At 67.8% G+C, this 17,106-nt stretch carries 14 protein-coding genes; 3 read left to right on the top strand and 11 right to left on the bottom strand.

What is annotated here, in order from left to right; genetic code table 11:
- Positions 1-181: 181 nt before the first annotated feature.
- The 8 genes from QO010_RS00300 to QO010_RS00265 form a co-directional block, all read right to left on the bottom strand.
- Entirely contained in the window at positions 182-1,201 is a 1,020-nt protein-coding gene (locus QO010_RS00300; protein WP_307344516.1) for a hypothetical protein, read from the bottom strand.
- Positions 1,202-1,252: 51 nt separating this feature from the next.
- A complete protein-coding gene (locus tag QO010_RS00295) occupies positions 1,253-2,140 on the bottom strand; it encodes a DMT family transporter (RefSeq protein WP_307344514.1) in 888 nt (295 codons plus the stop codon).
- A 2-nt stretch (positions 2,141-2,142) separates the two neighbouring features.
- Positions 2,143-3,021 carry a hypothetical protein gene (locus tag QO010_RS00290; protein WP_307344512.1) on the bottom strand — a complete coding sequence of 293 codons (879 nt, stop codon included), beginning with the start codon at positions 3,019-3,021 and terminating at the stop codon, positions 2,143-2,145.
- Between the two features lie 101 nt (positions 3,022-3,122).
- A complete protein-coding gene (locus tag QO010_RS00285; RefSeq protein ID WP_307344511.1) occupies positions 3,123-4,691 on the bottom strand; it encodes a 2-isopropylmalate synthase in 1,569 nt (522 codons plus the stop codon).
- Between the two features lie 210 nt (positions 4,692-4,901).
- Positions 4,902-5,516 carry a glutathione S-transferase family protein gene (locus QO010_RS00280; protein WP_307344507.1) on the bottom strand — a complete coding sequence of 205 codons (615 nt, stop codon included), beginning with the start codon at positions 5,514-5,516 and terminating at the stop codon, positions 4,902-4,904.
- Positions 5,517-5,531: 15 nt separating this feature from the next.
- Entirely contained in the window at positions 5,532-7,481 is a 1,950-nt protein-coding gene (locus QO010_RS00275) for an alkyl/aryl-sulfatase (RefSeq protein ID WP_307344505.1), read from the bottom strand.
- A gap of 65 nt (positions 7,482-7,546) precedes the next feature.
- Complete coding sequence (locus QO010_RS00270; RefSeq protein WP_307347007.1) at positions 7,547-8,290, bottom strand: TVP38/TMEM64 family protein; 744 nt, start codon at positions 8,288-8,290, stop codon at positions 7,547-7,549.
- Between the two features lie 162 nt (positions 8,291-8,452).
- The gene (locus QO010_RS00265; protein WP_307344503.1) at positions 8,453-9,370 is read right to left on the bottom strand and encodes a hypothetical protein; all 918 of its coding nucleotides are present in this window, start codon (positions 9,368-9,370) and stop codon (positions 8,453-8,455) included.
- A 189-nt stretch (positions 9,371-9,559) separates the two neighbouring features.
- Here QO010_RS00265 and QO010_RS00260 point away from each other — a divergent pair, with 189 nt between their 5' ends.
- Entirely contained in the window at positions 9,560-10,102 is a 543-nt protein-coding gene (locus tag QO010_RS00260; protein ID WP_307344501.1) for an NADPH-dependent FMN reductase, read from the top strand.
- Between the two features lie 157 nt (positions 10,103-10,259).
- On the opposite strand, the gene QO010_RS00255 is transcribed toward QO010_RS00260, so the two are convergent.
- Positions 10,260-11,015 (bottom strand): SDR family NAD(P)-dependent oxidoreductase, encoded by a 756-nt coding sequence (locus QO010_RS00255; RefSeq protein ID WP_307344499.1) that lies wholly within the window; start codon positions 11,013-11,015, stop codon positions 10,260-10,262.
- Positions 11,016-11,170: 155 nt separating this feature from the next.
- On the opposite strand from QO010_RS00255, the gene QO010_RS00250 reads away from it, so the two are divergent.
- Positions 11,171-12,373 (top strand): pyridoxal phosphate-dependent aminotransferase, encoded by a 1,203-nt coding sequence (locus QO010_RS00250; protein WP_307344497.1) that lies wholly within the window; start codon positions 11,171-11,173, stop codon positions 12,371-12,373.
- A 345-nt stretch (positions 12,374-12,718) separates the two neighbouring features.
- Positions 12,719-15,940 carry a hypothetical protein gene (locus tag QO010_RS00245; RefSeq protein ID WP_307344495.1) on the top strand — a complete coding sequence of 1,074 codons (3,222 nt, stop codon included), beginning with the start codon at positions 12,719-12,721 and terminating at the stop codon, positions 15,938-15,940.
- Positions 15,941-15,944: 4 nt separating this feature from the next.
- Here QO010_RS00245 and QO010_RS00240 read toward each other — a convergent pair whose 3' ends face one another.
- Together QO010_RS00240 and QO010_RS00235 are read right to left on the bottom strand one after the other, a co-directional pair.
- Complete coding sequence (locus tag QO010_RS00240; protein WP_307344493.1) at positions 15,945-16,769, bottom strand: hypothetical protein; 825 nt, start codon at positions 16,767-16,769, stop codon at positions 15,945-15,947.
- Between the two features lie 107 nt (positions 16,770-16,876).
- Complete coding sequence (locus QO010_RS00235) at positions 16,877-17,089, bottom strand: DUF2171 domain-containing protein (protein ID WP_307344491.1); 213 nt, start codon at positions 17,087-17,089, stop codon at positions 16,877-16,879.
- Positions 17,090-17,106: the final 17 nt, after the last annotated feature.

Genomic DNA, 17,106 nt, shown 5'->3' with positions numbered 1-17,106 from the left:
CTGCAATCCCGGGACCACGCCGCGAGCGCGCTCCCCTGGCGCAGCGTCGAACAACAGAGTCGGTGGGAAATGCAGAACGTGCTGCGGTGTGCCCTGCGAACGTGTTGAATTCAAGGTCTATTAATCGGCCTGCTTCAGGCGGCCGCGCCCAGAATCACCCGGGCTGCGATAACGGCCCGGTTCAGGGGGCCGGACGGGTCTTCAGACGGGCGCTGCCGACGGTTGCATAAGGGTTGTCCTCACCGGCTTCGACCTGGATCGACCACTCTGGAAAGGGGGCCAGGCGGAAGGCGACGGCCGGGTCGGCGCCGGCGGGCGCGCGGCGCCCGGGATGGCAGGCAACCTCCACCCCGTCGCCGACCGGACGTCCGACACACCAGAACAGCCGATCCGCCGCCCCCGGCCGGGAGCGGCGCATGCGCCAGACCAGGGTGTCGGGCTCCCCGGGCTGAAACACGAAGGCCCAGTGCGTGCTTACCTGCCGGGCCTCCGCCTCGCGGTCGGCCGTCCGCGCCAGCACGAAATCCAGCCCCGCCACCTCGGTGAGCAGAAGGTCGGTCCCATACCAGTTCCCCCGGCCGCTGGCCCCGCCGGGCAGCCGTCCCGGGGCCGCCGCCGGGCCGGCCGCCATCTGCCGCAGGGCGTCGGCGAGGTTGGATTGCAGGCCAGCCGTCAGCGGACCGGCCGGCTTGGCGCCGGCGGGTGAATAGACAATCCGCCCCATCAGGTCCCCGCCCGCCACCAGGCGCGGCCCGTCGGCCTCCAGGAAGATGGTGTAGATTCGCAGCGGCGGGATGAGGGCGCGGCTCATTTCCCCCCGCCGCGTCGAGCATTCGATGGCCAGGATGTCCTCGCCTTCCAGTTCGGCCCCACAACGCGCGATCTCGTCGGGGTCGAAAACCGGGGCCGGGCCCCGTGCGAGCCTCACCCTCAGACCGCCCGTTTCGGAGGGCTGGAAAGCCAGGGTCTCGATTTGCCCGGCCCGCGGGCCGGCGATGGTCCGCAGTTCGATCTGTCCGGGCGCCGGGACCGCGAGACGGACGCGGGCCGCCGGATCGGGCGGACCAAGGCCGGCCGCGACCTGCAGCTCGACCGGCGCCATGGCCTGCAGGCGGTCCAGGAACGCCTCCTCTGGCGACGCGGCCCGGGCGGAGGCGGCGGCGAGGCTCAGAAGGGCGACGAGGAACAGGCTCCGCATCATGATGTCAGATTGGGCCTGGCCGCCGCGCCGCGCATGCCCTGAAAAGGGGCGTCAGCCCAGCGCCGCCAGGATCACCCCGCCGGCGGTAACGGCCCCGAACAGCCACTGCCAGGGGCTGACCCGCTCGGCGAACAGCCGCCGGCCGGCCAGGGCCGCGAACGGCATCTCCACGACGCCGACCGCCCGCACCGGCCCAGCCGGCGACAGGGCCAGCGCGCTGAACCAGCCGGCCGAGGCCAGGGCCCCGAACAGCCCGGCGCCCAGCGACACCCGCCACGACCGCAGCGCGGCGCCCAGCGCCGGGCGCTGGGTCAGGCTCATCCAGATCACCAGGGCGGCCGACTGCACCGCCTGCACCGCCGCCACAGTGATCAGGGCCGAGGGGATGTGGTGGACGGGGTCCAGCCCCAGGGCGGCCTGTCGAAAGGCGTTGGCGCAGAGGGCGAAGCAGGCCCCTGACAGCGTGCCCAGCCAGGCGGCGCTCCAGTCGCGCGGGCCCTCGGCCTGCCGCGGCCATGACAGCGCCATCAGACCCGCCGTGGCGACCAGCACCCCGCCCCAGGCGAGGGGGTTGAGATGGTCATGGAAGAAGGCCCAGCCCATCAGGGCGGCGAACGGCAGGCCGCTCTGCTGGAAGGCGGTGCCCAGGGCGAAGCTCGACCGCCGCATGGCCACCAGCAAAGCGGCGGTGGCGCCGATCTGGGCGAAGGCGCCCAGCACCGACCACAGCCAGAAGATCGCGGTGAAGCGCGGCTGGGCCGGGGTGATGGCCAGGGCGATGGCCACGAAGACCAGACTGAACGGCAGGCCGAACAGGAAGCGCACCAGGGTCGCGCCCCACGGCCCGGCGCCGGTCAGCAGACTGCGCTGAGCGGCGTTGCGGGCGACCTGGAAGCCGGCCGCGGCGACGGTGATGGGAATCCAAAGGAAGGACGTCAAGACTACACCAAACCGAAGTCAACATCCTCGTCCGGGATCGCTGATCTATCGAGGGATAAATCATTTACCGCAGCCGTCGCCTCATCCAACGCGTCAGCGTACTGCAGAAGCTGCTCATATCCCGCAGGTGGGCCTAGTGACTTTGGGGGGGGCTCGCCGCTTGAGAGAATATTAGCCCCCGCTGCGCCTGCCAATGCAGTCACCCCGGCTATGACTGCGTTCGCAAGGAACTTTTTCAAGTCCCTGACCGCACGTCTGTTGAGATTGAGGACCGGGATATCGATTATCCCTTCTTCTATATCCCTAACAATTCTCTCCGAAAGTCTCAGAATGTCTGAGATCAGACTTCCACCAATATTTTCTCTTACGTCAGGGCCAAATTCCGTACGCTGTAACAAAGCCGAGAACTCGATCAATGCCTCGCGCAATACCGAAGCGCTACGCCTCAATACCTCTGCTCTAATCTCTAAAATAGTCGGCGAAACCTTGCGCCTTGAAGCCGGCGCAGCAACCCACTCAAACTGCACCAAGCGCTGCAACGCTTGCAATGTCTGAGTCGTCTCGTAAACCGCCTTAGCTTCAGCTCCCTTCCGAAATGAATTCCGCGTCCACTTGGCGATTCTCTCCCGATCTATCGCCTCGTGCAATTTAATAAATTCACCCGGATTCAATATCGGAGCCCCACCCTTTACTGCAGAATCGATGGACTTGCTTATATGCATTAATCTAGAACTAAACATCATAGTCGCACGTATGCGACTATTTGGCCGCATATGGTTTATTCTAGCTAGATCAGCAATAAGGTTGTCGTCGGCGTTAGCATTGTTGCGTTGAGAATCAAGCCGCTTCAAAAGCGAATTTGCCTCCGCATCCTGGTCCAAGCGGTCCCGGAGCTCAGCCTTGGAACGTTTGAGCTTTTCCCTGCTCACCGGGAGCGGAGGCGGTCGCTGCATTCTCTCCCTATACGATATTCACCATCAATCTAAAATCCTGATGCGATCGCCGTTTCCGGCCGCCCCTTCTCCTTGCGGGAGAACAGGTTGTTCAGCGCATTCACATAGGCCTTGGCGCTGGCGGTCAGGGTGTCGGTGTCGGCGGCCTGGCCGGTGGCGATGCGGCCGTCGTCTTCCAGCCGCACCGAGACCTGGGCCTGGGCGTCGGTGCCCTCGGTGACCGCATGCACCTGGAAGAGGCGCAGCGCCGCCGAATGCGGGACGATCTCGATGATGGCGTTGAACACCGCGTCGACCGGGCCGTCGCCCGTGGCGTGCGCCGTCTTCACCTCGCCATCGACGTCCAGGGTCAGTTCGGCCGACTGGCCTTCGGTGCCGGCCACGACGCGCAGGCGCACGACGCGGATCTTCTCCGACCCCCGGGCCAGGGCGTCATCGACCAGGGCGATGATGTCGTCGTCGAAGACGTGCTTCTTCTTGTCGGCCAGGTCCTTGAACCGCCCGAACGCCTCGTTCAGGGCGTTCTGGCCCAGCTCGTAGCCCAGGCCCTTGAGCTTCTCGCGGAAGGCGTGGCGGCCGCTGTGCTTGCCCATCACCAGGTTGGTGGCGCCCTGCCCCACGTCTTCGGGCCGCATGATCTCGTAGGTCTCGCGGTTCTTCAGCATGCCATCCTGGTGGATGCCGCTCTCGTGGCTGAAGGCGTTCTTGCCGACGATGGCCTTGTTGAACTGCACCGGGAAACCGGTGATGGCCGAGACATAGCGGCTGGCCCGGGTGATGTGCTGGGTGACGATGCCGGTCTCATAGGGCAGCTGGTCTCCGCGCACCTTCAGCGCCATGACGATCTCTTCCAGCGCCGCGTTGCCGGCCCGCTCGCCCAGGCCGTTGACAGCGCATTCCACCTGCCGCGCGCCGCCCTGCACCCCGGCCAGGCTGTTGGCCACGGCCAGGCCCAGGTCGTTGTGGCAGTGGGTCGAGAAGATCGCCTTGTCGGCCCCCTCGACGTTTTCGACCATGTATTTGAACAGGTCCGCGTATTCCGACGGATAGGTGTAGCCCACCGTGTCGGGCAGGTTGATGGTCGTGGCCCCGGCCTTGATCGCCGTCTCGATGGCCCGGCGCAGGAAGTCGCGCTCGGAGCGGGTGGCGTCCTCGGCCGACCATTCGACATCGCCGCACAGGTTGCGGGCGTGACCGACCGATTTGGTGATCGCCTCCAGCACCGCCTCGGGCTCCATCTGCAGCTTGTGCTTCATGTGCAGGGGGCTGGTGGCGATGACGATGTGGATGCGGCCGCGCTTGGCGTGCTTGATGGCCTCGTGGCAGCGGTCGATATCGACCTGGTGGGCGCGGCACAGGCCCGCCACCGTGCTCTCGGTGACGATCTTGGAGACCTCGCGCACCGCCTCAAAGTCGCCGTTCGAGGCGATCGGGAAGCCGGCCTCGATGACATCGACCCCCATCTCCTCGAGGATCTTGGCCAGCTCCAGCTTCTCTTCCAGAGACATGGAGGCGCCGGGCGACTGCTCGCCATCGCGCATGGTGGTGTCGAAGATGATGACTCGATCGCGTTTCGAGTCGGATACCGGGGAAGTCATTGAACGGAGCTTTCGTCGCTTTGTGTCGGGGTCAGGGTCGGATCAACTCACCCCTGAGCGCCCGGCCGCGACAGCGCGCGGCTAAGCGGTCGCCCAGGGGCGGCTAAGCCCCAGGCCGAGAAGAAGCAGGTTGTCGCGGTCGCTGCGCATGCGCCTTCTCTAACGAATCTGGCGAATCCGCGCAAGAGTCTTGCGCGGATGGGCTGTGGATCAGGTCAACGCAGCAAGAACTTTCCGCACGGCGGGCCGCTCGACCATGCGCGCCATGTGCGCCGAGACCTTGGGAAACTGGGCGGGATCGACCCCATCGCCCTCCAGCCAGCCGGCGATGGTGAACAGGTAGGGGTCGCAGATGCTGTAGGCCTCGCCCAGCACCCAGGGCCCCTCGAGCATCTCGGTCTCGATCAGGGTGAAACACTCGGCCATGTTAGAGGCAACCTTGGCCCGCATAGCCTCGTGCGCGGCGGGATCGTCGGCCCAGCGATAACCGCGATGCCTGTGGGCGTGGGCGACATGGACGGTCGACGACAGGTAGGCGTTGATCGCCTGGGCCCGGCCGAATTCGAACGGATCGGTCGGCGCCAGACGCGCCTGCGGGAAGGCTTGGGCGATGTAGGCCAGGATGGCGAGGTTCTCGCTCAGCACGCCCCGATCGGTGACCAGGGCCGGGATGCGGCCCTTGGGATTGAGCGCCAGGTATTCCGGCGAGCGCTGCTGCTGGACGCTGAAGTCCATCTCACGGGTCTCGTAGGCCGCGCCGGCCTCTTCCAGGGCGATATGGCTGGCCAGGCTGCAGGAGCCGGTGCGGGTGTAGAGGATCAGCATGATCCCCTTTTAGCCCTACCGCGTGACGATCGGGAATCCCCCCTTGGGCGGATCGAACCAACTGGTCAGACGCTGCAGCGCACCGACATCGCCGTCGATCTTCACCTGACCGGTCAGCACCTTGGGGGCCAGCGACTGGCCGGTGAACAGTGACTGCAGGAACAGACCCCGCGCCACCGTCAGCGTCGCGTCGGCCTTGGCGTCCGGCGCCGCCGGCTCTGCGGTCAGCACGTCGTTATGGACGCGGACCAGGTAGCGCTCGTTCCGGTCCGGGAAGACGAAGAGCACGCTCAAGCTCGCGTCGCCGACCTTGGCCGGGTTCAGCCTTGTCGCCAACAGGTCGAAGATCATCGGGGTGGGCAGGTTGGCGATGACGTCGGCCGAGCCGGACTGCGGGGCGGGCGCCGCCACGCCGGTGCGCAATTCCGTCGTTCCGGTCAGATACATGTTCCGCCAGATGGCGCTCTCGGCCTGGTAGCCCAGCTGCTCGTAGGCGTCGGCCAGCAGGGCCCTGGCCGGGCCGTTGCCGGCGTCGGCCATGACCACATTGTTCAGCAGGGTGGCGGCCCAGCCGTAGTCGCCCTTGTCATAGGCGGCCCTAGCCAGGGCGATGACCTTGTCGGCCCCGCCGATCGCCTCGACATAGCGCCGCCCCTCCTCGGCCGGCGGCAGCACCGCCAGGTGGGAGGGATTGGCGTCGTACCAGCCCATGTAGCGCTGATAGACCGCCCGGCTGTTGAAGCTCATCGTCCCGTAGTAGCCGCGGTTGAACCAGTCCTTGGCCAGGGCCGGCGGCAGGACCAGGGCGCCCGCGATCTCGCCGGGCAGCATGCCGCTATTCATCAGCCGCACCGTCTGGTCGTGCAGGAACTTGTAGGCGTCGCGGTGGTCGCCCAGGTAGTCGACGACGACCTGCTGGCCAAACCGCGGCCAGCCGTGGCTGGTGAACATCACGTCCGTGCGGCCGCCATAGAGGCGGATGGATTCGGACAGGTAGTCGGCCCAGGCCTTGGCGTCGCGCACCTTGGCCCCGCGCGGGGTGAGGATGTTGTGCATGCTGGCGTTGGCGTTCTCGGCCATGCACAACACCTTCAGGTCCGGGAAGTAGAAGTTCATCTCCGCCGGCGCCTCGGTCCCCGGCGTGACCTGGAACTCGATCTTCACGCCATCGACCACCAGCATCTGGCCGGTGTGGTCGATGCTCTCCTTGGGCGGCAGCAGGCTGGTCGTCCCCTTGGAGACCGCCTGGCCGATGCCCGAACTGATCTGGCCCTGGACGCCGGGCGCCAGGTCGTAGCCGAACTGGTAGACGGCGCGGCGGTTCATGGCCGGGCCGGCGATGACGTTCTCGCTGACCGCCTCCTCCAGGAAGCCGGCCGGGCCGATCACCCGCACCTTGCCGCTGTCGTAGTCCGCCTGGCTGACCACGCCCCGCGCGCCGCCGAAGTGGTCGGCATGACTGTGGGTGTAGATGACCGCGACCACGGGCCGGGAGCCCAGCCTGGCGGTGACCAGGTCATAGGCCGCCTTGGCGACCTCGTTGCTGGTCAGGGGGTCGATGACGATCCAGCCGGTCTGACCCTTGACGAAGGTGATGTTGGAAATGTCGAAGCCGCGCACCTGCCAGATGGTCTCGCTGACCTGGAAGAGGCCGTTCATCGACAGCAGCTGGCCCTGCCGCCAGAGGCTGGGATTGACGGTGGCCGGCGCCTCGCCCTTCAGAAAGTCGTAGGCCGAGAGGTCCCAGACCACCCTGCCCTTGTCGTCCTTGACCAGCGGATCGGTCCGCGAGCCGAGGAAACCCCGGCTGGCGAAATCGAAATCCTGGCGGTCGGCGAAGGGCAGCTGCGCCTTCAGCGCCGCCTGGGCCTGGATGGTGGCGGGGCTGGCCGGTTGAGGCGCGGCCTGCGCGGCGGGCGCCAGGGTAAGCATCAGGCCTGCGATGGTGGTGGCGATGCGCGACATGGGCGGCCCTCCCCGGCCGTGGTGTGGCGGGGAGCATCGCGCCGGCGGCGGGGCGGGAGTGTAACCTAGGTGTCAGTCGGCTCGGCGGTCGCCGGCGGGATCGCCGCGGCGGCGTCCTCGCGGCTGCGCAGCCACCGGCGGGCGAACCAGCCGACGCCGATCCAGGCCACGGCGACCAGGCCGATGACCGAATAGCTGGCCATGCCGCCGCCCGACATGCCCTTCATGGCCGAGTGGCCGGCGAGCGCCGTCAGCACGATCTTGGGCAGGATGCCCAGCGCCGTGCCGGCGAAGAAATCCCGCTGGCGCATCGGCGAGACGCCGGCCGCCATATTGACCACGATGAACGGGGCCGAGGGCACCAGCCGCACGATCAGGCTGGCCATGAAGCCGTTGCGGCCGATCAGGTCCATGAACTTCCTGACCCGCTCGCCGCCGACATCGCGCAGCAGCCGGCCGCCGAACAGCCGGCCCATCCAGAAGCCGACCACGGACGAGACCATGGTGCCGATCCAGCTGTAGAGCATGCCGGTCCATGGTCCGAAGGCCACCACGGCGGCCGCGATCAGCACGATCTGCGGCACCCCCAGGAAGGCCAGGGCGGCGAAGGCCCCCACAGCGACGGGCAGGGCCCAGACGCCATGAGCGGCGTTCATCCACTGCTCCATGGTGTCGGCGCCATTGATACCGAGAAGTTGGGCGCCGAACACGAAAACCAGCCCCACCCCGCCGAACAGCACGAACGAAACGCCCACCGTGCGCCAGGCGCGGGCGTCCATGTTCAGGACGAAGTTGATGAAGGCCTTCATGCGAGCCCAGGCCTCGCCGATTGCGGACATCGGGTCAAGGGACAGCCAGTCGACGCTCTTCCAGTCGAGCCACAGCAGGTCGTCGCCAGAGTCATGTGGGGAACGGTGCGGGTGGGCGGCGAAGGTCATGCATGCTCCTGCCCCGCATGGTGAAAATGATCGTCAGGCGCCGGAGTTCCCCTCCCCGGCCATCGCCGCCCCTGCCGCCCAGGCCAGGCCCAGCCAGTACATCGGCAGGAAATCGCGGACGTGGCGCTGCAGATCCTCCGAGAGGGTGGTCAGGCCATCGGGGTCGCGGACCAGGAAGCCGGCCCGCTCGCCGGCCAGCACCAGGCTGCGGATATGACCGCGCGAGACGTCGGCGCGGCGGGCGATGGAGACATGGTTGAGGCGGACGGGACCGGCATCGGGAAAGCCGGCGTCGATCAGGATCTGGCCCAGCACCGTCAGCCCCGAGCGGCGATGGGAGAAGACGTCCAGGCTGTCCTCAGGGCGGGCATGGGCCAGGTGGGCGCCCAGCATCAGGCGACTGTAGGCGGCGATGTAGCGGTCGCGGACGGCGCTCTGGTCCCAGGCGCCAAGGACCGGGGCGACATCGGGCCGGACCAGGGCGCAGGCCTTCAGTTCCCGCTCGAACCAGTTTCCGAGCAGGGCGCTGAGAGCGGGGGTGGGCCGATACCGCTGGCTGCGCCGGTCGCCGGAGGGCGCCGGCTCGATCATCCGGCGAAACTGCAGATAGGTGAGCATCGCCCCGACCCGGCCGCGGCTGGCGACGCCCCAGGCGGCGAGCACGGCGGAGAGGCTGGTATGGGTCAAGCCCTCGGGCTCGGCGGCCAGCTGCATGACCCACAGGCCCGCCATGAACAGGCCGACATCCTGCAGGGTGCGATTGATATGGCGCTCGTCCCCCGGCTGCGGCGCCCAGCCGTCGAGGGTGCCACGGGCGGCGTCGGCGAAGGCGGGGTGGGCCTGCAGCCCGGCGATGGCGGCCGGGGTCATCAGCTCGGTGACCAGCTGCTTGAGCGCATCCGTATCGGGGGTGTCGGGACCGGCCGAAGGGGGAGAAGATTCAATGGGCACGGGTGTTGAACGCCAATCTCTACTGATTGGCCCCAATGTGGGGGTATTCGCCCGGGCCACCAACGTCCGGCAGTCCCCAAAAGCCGCAACCGCTCGCCTCCGGCGCGAAAATAGCACCAATTTTTTGCACTGCCGGGCGGGACCCCCTCCGCGCTTTGCGGGCGGGGATAATGGGATCATCTTCGCCTCATGAAACTCCTGGGCATTTCCGGCAGCCTGCGCGCCGCCTCGTTCAACACCGCCCTGCTGAAGGCGGCCCAGGAACTGTCGCCGCCGGACGTGCATATCGAGGTCTTCGGCCTGCACGACCTGCCCCTCTTCAACCAGGACGTCGAAGACCAGGGCGATCCGCCGGCGGTCCAGGCCTGGAAGACGGCAGTGCGGGCGGCGGACGGGCTGCTGTTCGCCTGTCCGGAATACAACAACGGCATAACCGGGGTGCTGAAGAACGCCATCGACTGGGCGTCACGCGGCGATCCCGCCCCGCTGACCGGTCAGATCGCCTGCATGATCGGGGCTAGCCCCGGCATGACCGGCAGCGCCCGCGGCCAGGACCACCTGCGCCTGATCCTGCGCCGCACCCAGACCCATGTGGCGCCGCTCAGCGAGGTGCTGGTTTTTCAGGCCCACACCAAGATCATCGATGGCGAACTCACCGACGAGCGGACGCGAGCCTTCATGGGCAAGCATCTGGCGGCGTTCGTAGAGGCGGTAAGCGCCTATCGCCGATAGGACTCAAAAGGCCCCCAAAATCCGCTCATCCCCGCGAAAGCGGGGACCCAGGTTTTTTGCCGTTTGGGGCGGCTCTGACGGGCCTGGGCGGCCGAAAGGCTGAAACGAAAACGCCTGGGTCCCCGCTTTCGCGGGGATGAGCGGAATTAGAGAGGGACTAAAAGGTCTCGCTCCAGGGCCGCAGGTCCAACTCGAGCGTCCAGGCGCTGCGGTGCTGGTGGTGCAATGTCCAGTAGGCGTCGGCGATGGCGTCGATGTTGAGCATGCCGTCAGGGCCGCGCTCGTCTTTCAGCTGCGGCCGGAAGGTCAGCAGCCGCTCGCCCTCGATACCGCCATCGACCACGACGTAGCCGACATGGACGTTCTGCGGCCCGAACTCGCGGGCGATGCTCTGGGCCAGGGCGCGCTGGGCGGCCTTGGCGGCGGCGAACGGGGCGAACATGGCCTTGCCGCGCAGGCTGCCGCTGGCCCCAGTGAAGATCAGGCTGCCGCCACCGCGCGCCACCAGGACCGGCAGGGCCGCCTGGGCGACATGGAAGCCGCCCAGCGCATGCTCGCGCCAGTGACCCTCGAAAGTCTCGGCAGGGACCTTGAGGAACGGCGCGGGCCGGTTGGAGCCGGCGTTGTGGACCACCAGGGCCAGCGGCGCCACCGCCTGGGCCGCCGCCACGAACCGCTGGGCGTCCTCGGGGATCGAGGCGTCGCCGATCACAGCGGTGACCGGCGCGATCAGCCCCTGCAGGGCGGCGAGCGTGGCCTCGAGCTTGGGCGCATTGCGGCCGGCGATGACGACCGGATAGCCGCCCTCGGCGAAGCGCCGGGCGATAGCGGCGCCCAGGCCCTCCAGCGCGCCGACGCCGACGACCAGGACGCTGCCTTGCGGCGGGGTGGGCTCAAGCGGTTTGCGGGCCATCGCGGGCTCCTTCTGTTGGGGAGGCGAGCATGGGCCGCACTCCGTCTCTAATCAAGACTTACTCGCTCCGGCGGGGCCTTCGCGTTGCATCGCAGCATGGCGGACGCTAAGACCGCCGCAATCCTGTCCAACCCATCCGAGTCCAGGGGAACCCCATGTCGTTTGAGTCCGCCGCGCTGCGGCGCGTGAAGCCCTCCGCCACCATGGCCGTCAGCGCCAAGGCCCGCATGCTGCAGCGGGAAGGTCGCGACGTGATCGGGCTGGGCGCGGGTGAGCCGGACTTCGACACCCCCGAAAATATCAAGGAAGCCGCCATCCGGGCGATCCGCGAGGGCAAGACCAAATACACCGACGTCGACGGCATCCCGGAGCTGAAGGAAGCCATCTGCGCCAAGTTCGCCCGCGAGAACGGCCTGGCCTACAAGCCGTCCCAGGTGAACGTCTCGCCGGGCGGCAAGCCGGTGATCTTCAACGCCTTCATGGCCACCCTGTCGCCCGGCGACGAGGTGATCGTGCCGACCCCCTACTGGGTCAGCTATCCCGACATGGCTCTGCTGGCCGGCGGCGAGCCGGTGTTCGTGCAGACCACGGCGGCCAAGGGCTTCAAGGTCCAGCCGGCCGACCTGGAAGCCGTCATCACGCCCCGCACCAGGTGGCTGCTGCTCAACTCACCGTCCAATCCGTCGGGCGCCGCCTACACCCGCGCCGAGCTCAAGGCGCTGGGCGAGGTGCTGCTGCGCCATCCGCAGGTCTGGATCCTGACCGACGACATGTACGAGCATCTGGTGTTCGACGACTTCGAGTTCACCACCATCGCCCAGGTCGTTCCCGAGCTCTACGACCGCACCCTGACCATGAACGGCGTCTCCAAGGCCTACGCCATGACCGGCTGGCGCATCGGCTACGCGGCCGGGCCCGAGCCGCTGATCAAGCTGATGGCCAAGGTGATGAGCCAATCGACCTCCAACCCGACCTCGATCTCGCAGTACGCGGCGGTCGAGGCGCTGAACGGCCCGCAGGACTTCATCAAGCCCAACGCAAAGCTGTTCCAGGAGCGCCGCGACCTGGTGGTCTCGATGCTCAACCAGGCCAGCGGCATGTACTGCCCGACCCCGGAGGGCGCCTTCTACGTCTATCCGTCGGTGGAGAAGCTGATCGGCCGCACGGCCCCGACCGGCAAGGTGATCGGCAACGACGAGGACTTCGCCAGCGAGCTGCTGGAGGCCGAAGGCGTGGCGGTGGTGCATGGCGCGGCCTTCGGGCTCTCACCCTTCTTCCGCATCAGCTACGCGACCTCCAACGATGTGCTGGAAGAGGCCTGCAGCCGGATTCAGCGCTTCTGCGGGGCGGTTCGCTAGACGGGCTGCAAGCCCGTCGCAGCAATCACTGCTGCTCGCGAGATTGTGACGGACTGAATGCCAAAAAGCTGGCGGGCGTGGTGACCTCCGATCCCCCTCCCCGCCGCCCCGGCGAAGCTGCCAACATCTTGTGGAATAAGGGAAGCCACCGCACGCATCCTTCAGGTTGACCGGCGCGGCGAGCCCGCGCCGCCCCATGGGGGCCTGCGACAAGATAGCCACCTCGAACAAATCGGTAACCATTCCCCACGACATGTCATGTGCGCGCTTTGTGGACGCGCATTGCGTGCGTTTTGAACAAATACTGACGGCGACGACAGCGCCGCTTTGTTCAGGGGAGAAGACATGGCTGATTTCACGGCGGTAGTTGCTCTTACGAGCCTGGACGGCACCACTGGGAGCCAGATCACCGGGGAAGCGGCCAGCAACTATGCCGGCCAGTCGATCTCCAACGCCGGCGACATCAACGGCGACGGCATCGATGACTTCCTGATCGGCGCCACCGGGGTCGGCGGTTCCAGCCAGGGCGCGGTCTACGTGGTGTTCGGCACCGCCAGCGGCTTTCCCGCCAACTTCAGCCTGACCGGCATCAACGGGACCAACGGCTTCCAGATCAACGGCGGCGAGTACGCCCAGGACTTCGTCGGCGTCTCGGTCTCGGCCGGCGACGTCAACCACGATGGCATCAACGACGTCATCCTCGGCGCCTCGGGCGCGGACCCGGACGGCGGCGGCTCGGGCGCGGTCTATGTCCTGTACGGCAAGAACGTCGCCGTCGCCGGCGCCTTCGCCAGCGACATCGCCACCTCCAGCCTGACCGGCACGACCGGCTTCCAGATCAGCGGCACCAACGGCGGCGATGGCCTGGGCTTCTCGGTTTCCTCGGGCGACTTCAACGGCGACGGCATCGCCGACATCCTGGTCGGCGCCAACCAGGCCGACGGCTACCGCGGCGCGGCCTATGTGATCTTCGGCAAGGACACCGGCGTCAGCGGCGCCTTCGCCGGCAACATCGACGTCGCCACCCTGGACGGCACCAACGGCTTCAAGATGCCGGCCATCAACAGCTACGACTATGCCGGCACCTCGGTCTCCAACGCCGGCGACATCAACGGCGACGGCATCGACGATATGCTGATCGGGGCCATGGGCCTCGACGCCAACGGCTCCAACTCGGGCGGCGTCTACGTCGTTTTCGGCAAGAACACCGGCTTCACCGCCACGGTCGACCTCAGCACCCTGAACGGCGCCAACGGCTTCCGCATCGCCGGCCTGGCGGCGGGCGATCAGTCCGGCATCTCGGTCTCCAACCTGGGCGACGTCAACGGCGACGGCATCGACGACGTCATCATCGGGGCCAACGGCCTGACCAACAACGGCGGCGCCTTCGTCCTGTTCGGCAAGAACACCGCCGTCGACGGCAACTTCGCCAGCAATGTCAACGTCTCCACCCTCACCGGGACCACCGGCTTCCGGATCGACGGCGAGCTCTCGGGCGACAACCTGGGCATCCGGGTCGCGGGCACGGGCGACGTCAACGGCGACGGCATCAACGACTTCATCATCGGCGCCACCGGCAAGGACGACGCCGGCAGCAACGCCGGCGCCGCCTATGTCATCTTCGGCGGGGCCACCGTGGGCTCGACCGGCAGCGTCTCCCTCGCCGGCCTGGACGGGACCAACGGCTTCCAGATCAACGGCGAGGCGGCGGGCGACAACCTGAGCCGCGTCGGCGGCTGGGGCGACTTCAACAACGACGGCGCCGCCGACATCCTGGTCGCCACCTCGTTCCACGACGCTGGCGGCAACAATGCCGGCGCGACCTGGATCATTTACGGCCACCCGGCCGCCAGCGGATCCTGGACGGGCACCGGCGCCGACGAAAGCCATGACGGCACCGGCAGCGCCGACAACCTCGACGCGGGCGGCGGCAACGACACGCTGAACGGCCTGGGCGGCAACGACACCCTCGACGGCGGTTCGGGCAACGACATCCTGGACGGCGGCACGGGCCAGGACGCCCTGACCGGCGGCACGGGCGACGACACCTTCTATGTCGATGACGCCGGCGACACGACTGCCGAGAACAGCGGCGAAGGCTACGACACCGTCCGGGCGGCTCTGAACTGGACCCTTGCGGCCAATCTCGAGCAGCTGATCCTGGACGGCTCGTCCGACATCAACGGCACGGGCAACGCCAGCGCCAACACCATGACCGGCAACGGCGGGGCCAACACCCTGGACGGCGGCGATGGCAACGATATCCTCAACGCCGGCGCGGGCGCCGACGACCTGATCGGGGGCCTCGGCGCCGACCAGCTCAACGGCGGCGACGGCATCGACCAGCTGGACGGCGGGGCCAGCAACGACATCCTCGACGGCGGAACCGGCGCGGACGCCATGACCGGCGGCACGGGCGACGACATCTATTATGTCGATGACGCCAGCGACACGACCATCGAGGGCTCGGGCGAAGGCTCGGACACTGTCCGCGCCGCGATCACCTGGACCCTGGCCGCCAACCTGGAAATCCTGGTCCAGGAAGGCAGCGCCAACATCAACGGAACCGGTAACGGCGGCAACAACACCCTGCTCGGCAACAGCGGCGACAATACGCTGGATGGCGGGGCCGGTTCGGACATGATCAAGGGCGGGGTCGGCAACGACACCCTGCAGGGCGGCGTCGGCGACGACATGCTGTTCGGCGGCGACGGCACCGACAACCTGGACGGCCAGAACGACAACGACCGGCTGGACGGCGGAATCGGCAACGACACCCTGGCCGGCGGTTCGGGCAACGACATCCTCGACGGCGGCGCCGACAACGACAACCTGGATGGCGGCACGGGCAATGACGCGCTGAACGGCGGCATCGGGGTCGATATCCTCAGCGGCGGCGACGGCAACGACGTGCTGGACGGCGGGACCGGGGCTGATGGCATGACCGGCGGCCTGGGCGACGACACCTTCTATGTCGACGACGCCAGCGACACGACCACCGAGGCTTCGGGCCAGGGGACGGACAGCGTCCGCGCCACCCTGAACTGGACGCTGTCGGCCAATATCGAGAACCTGATCCAGGACGGTTCGGGCAATATCGACGGGGTCGGCAACGGCCTGGCCAACACCATGACCGGCAATGGCGGCGCCAACAGCCTGGACGGCCTGGGCGGCGACGACCTGCTCAAGGGCATGAACGGCAACGACACCCTGATCGGCGGAACCGGGTCCGACATCATGGTCGGTGGCGCGGGAACGGACACGTTCGTGATCCGCCAGGAGTCGATCCGCACCAGCGGCGCCATCGAGGTCGACACGGTCAACGATCTGATCGCCGCCCAGAGCGACAAGCTCGACCTCTCGGCCATCGACGCCGACAGCATCACCGGCGGCGACCAGGCCTTCACCCTGGTGGGCGGCTTCACCCATCATGCCGGCGAGATGACCCTGAGCTTCGGCTCGGGCGTCACCACCCTGTCGCTGGACGTGAACGGCGACGGCGTGGCCGACTACCGGATGAAGATCTCGGGCAACGTCACCGGCGACAGCGGCGGCTGGGTCCTCTGACCGCCTAAGGGGTCGCCCCCTCGGGGATGCCGTAACCGTATTTGGCGTCGCAGGAGCGGACGTCGGCGAACAGGGTCTCCGGACCGCTGGTCCCGTCGACGATCGGATCCAGCCGGGCCTTGGCGGCAGTCTGGATATCGGTCTGCACATCGCCGACCGCCAGGCTGGGCTTGGCGGCCATGTATTTCGCGCCGGCGGCCTTGGCGCGGTCCAGCAGGGCCTGGGCCAGGGTCGGGTTGGCGCTGTTGCCCCAGGACAGGGCCAGATAGGCCACCGAGCAGCTGCGGTCGTCCATGGCCGACACCACGGGCGGCGCGGGCTGGCCGGGCTTGGGCTTCGGCGCGGCCGGCGGCGGCGCGGCGGGCGCGATCGGCGTCGCGGTGATCAGCGGCGCGGTCGGGGCCGGCGCCGAGGGCGCGACCGCCCCCTGCACCTGGCCCAGTTGCGGGCGGAAGCCGAAGACGCTGTCGCAGCGGCTGACCGTGTCGATGACCCGCTGGATGCGGCTGGGGTCGTTGTCGATCACCCCGCCGGTCAGCAGGGTGATGGCCGCGCTTTCGTTGGCGTTGACCGTGGCCGGATCAAAGGCGGTGCGCCGCTGCAACTCGGTCTTGCGGGCCGAGAAGTCGATGCTGGCGTAGTTGGGAATGTCCTTCAGGTCGGGATTGGTCACCGCCAGGTTGTCGCGCAGCTTGCCCAGGGCCCCATAGGCGCCCATGCAGGTGGCGGCGTCGGCGCTGGCCGCGGCGCTCTGCCGAGCCATCAGCGGGGCGGGGCTGACCGCGGACACGGCCACCGACAGGGCCAGGATAAGACGCAAATGGCGCACGGCGACGATTCCCCCTCGCAAGAGCAGACCGTCACTAACGCAATCTTTGGGTCTAGACCAAGGCTCAGAGAAGGCGGAACCGGCGTCGGATTGCCCCAGGGCGCCCTTCAGGCGGCTTTGGGGCTGGCGGCCAGGGCCTGGGCGGCGGGGCGGTCCAGCCGCACGAGGTCGGCCTCGACCCGGGCCACCCACAGCAGCGGGATGTGCAGAACCGGCTCGACCGCCAGCTCGATATGCCGCCCGACGATACGCAAAATGGCGCCCACCGGCCGATCGTCCGACCCGATTACCTGCATATGGGTGCGGAAAGCATCCGTCATCACGCGACTCGTTTAAC

Source organism: Caulobacter ginsengisoli, from assembly GCF_030814835.1.
GTDB lineage: Bacteria > Pseudomonadota > Alphaproteobacteria > Caulobacterales > Caulobacteraceae > Caulobacter > Caulobacter ginsengisoli.
This window is presented reverse-complemented; position numbering and strand designations above follow the sequence as displayed.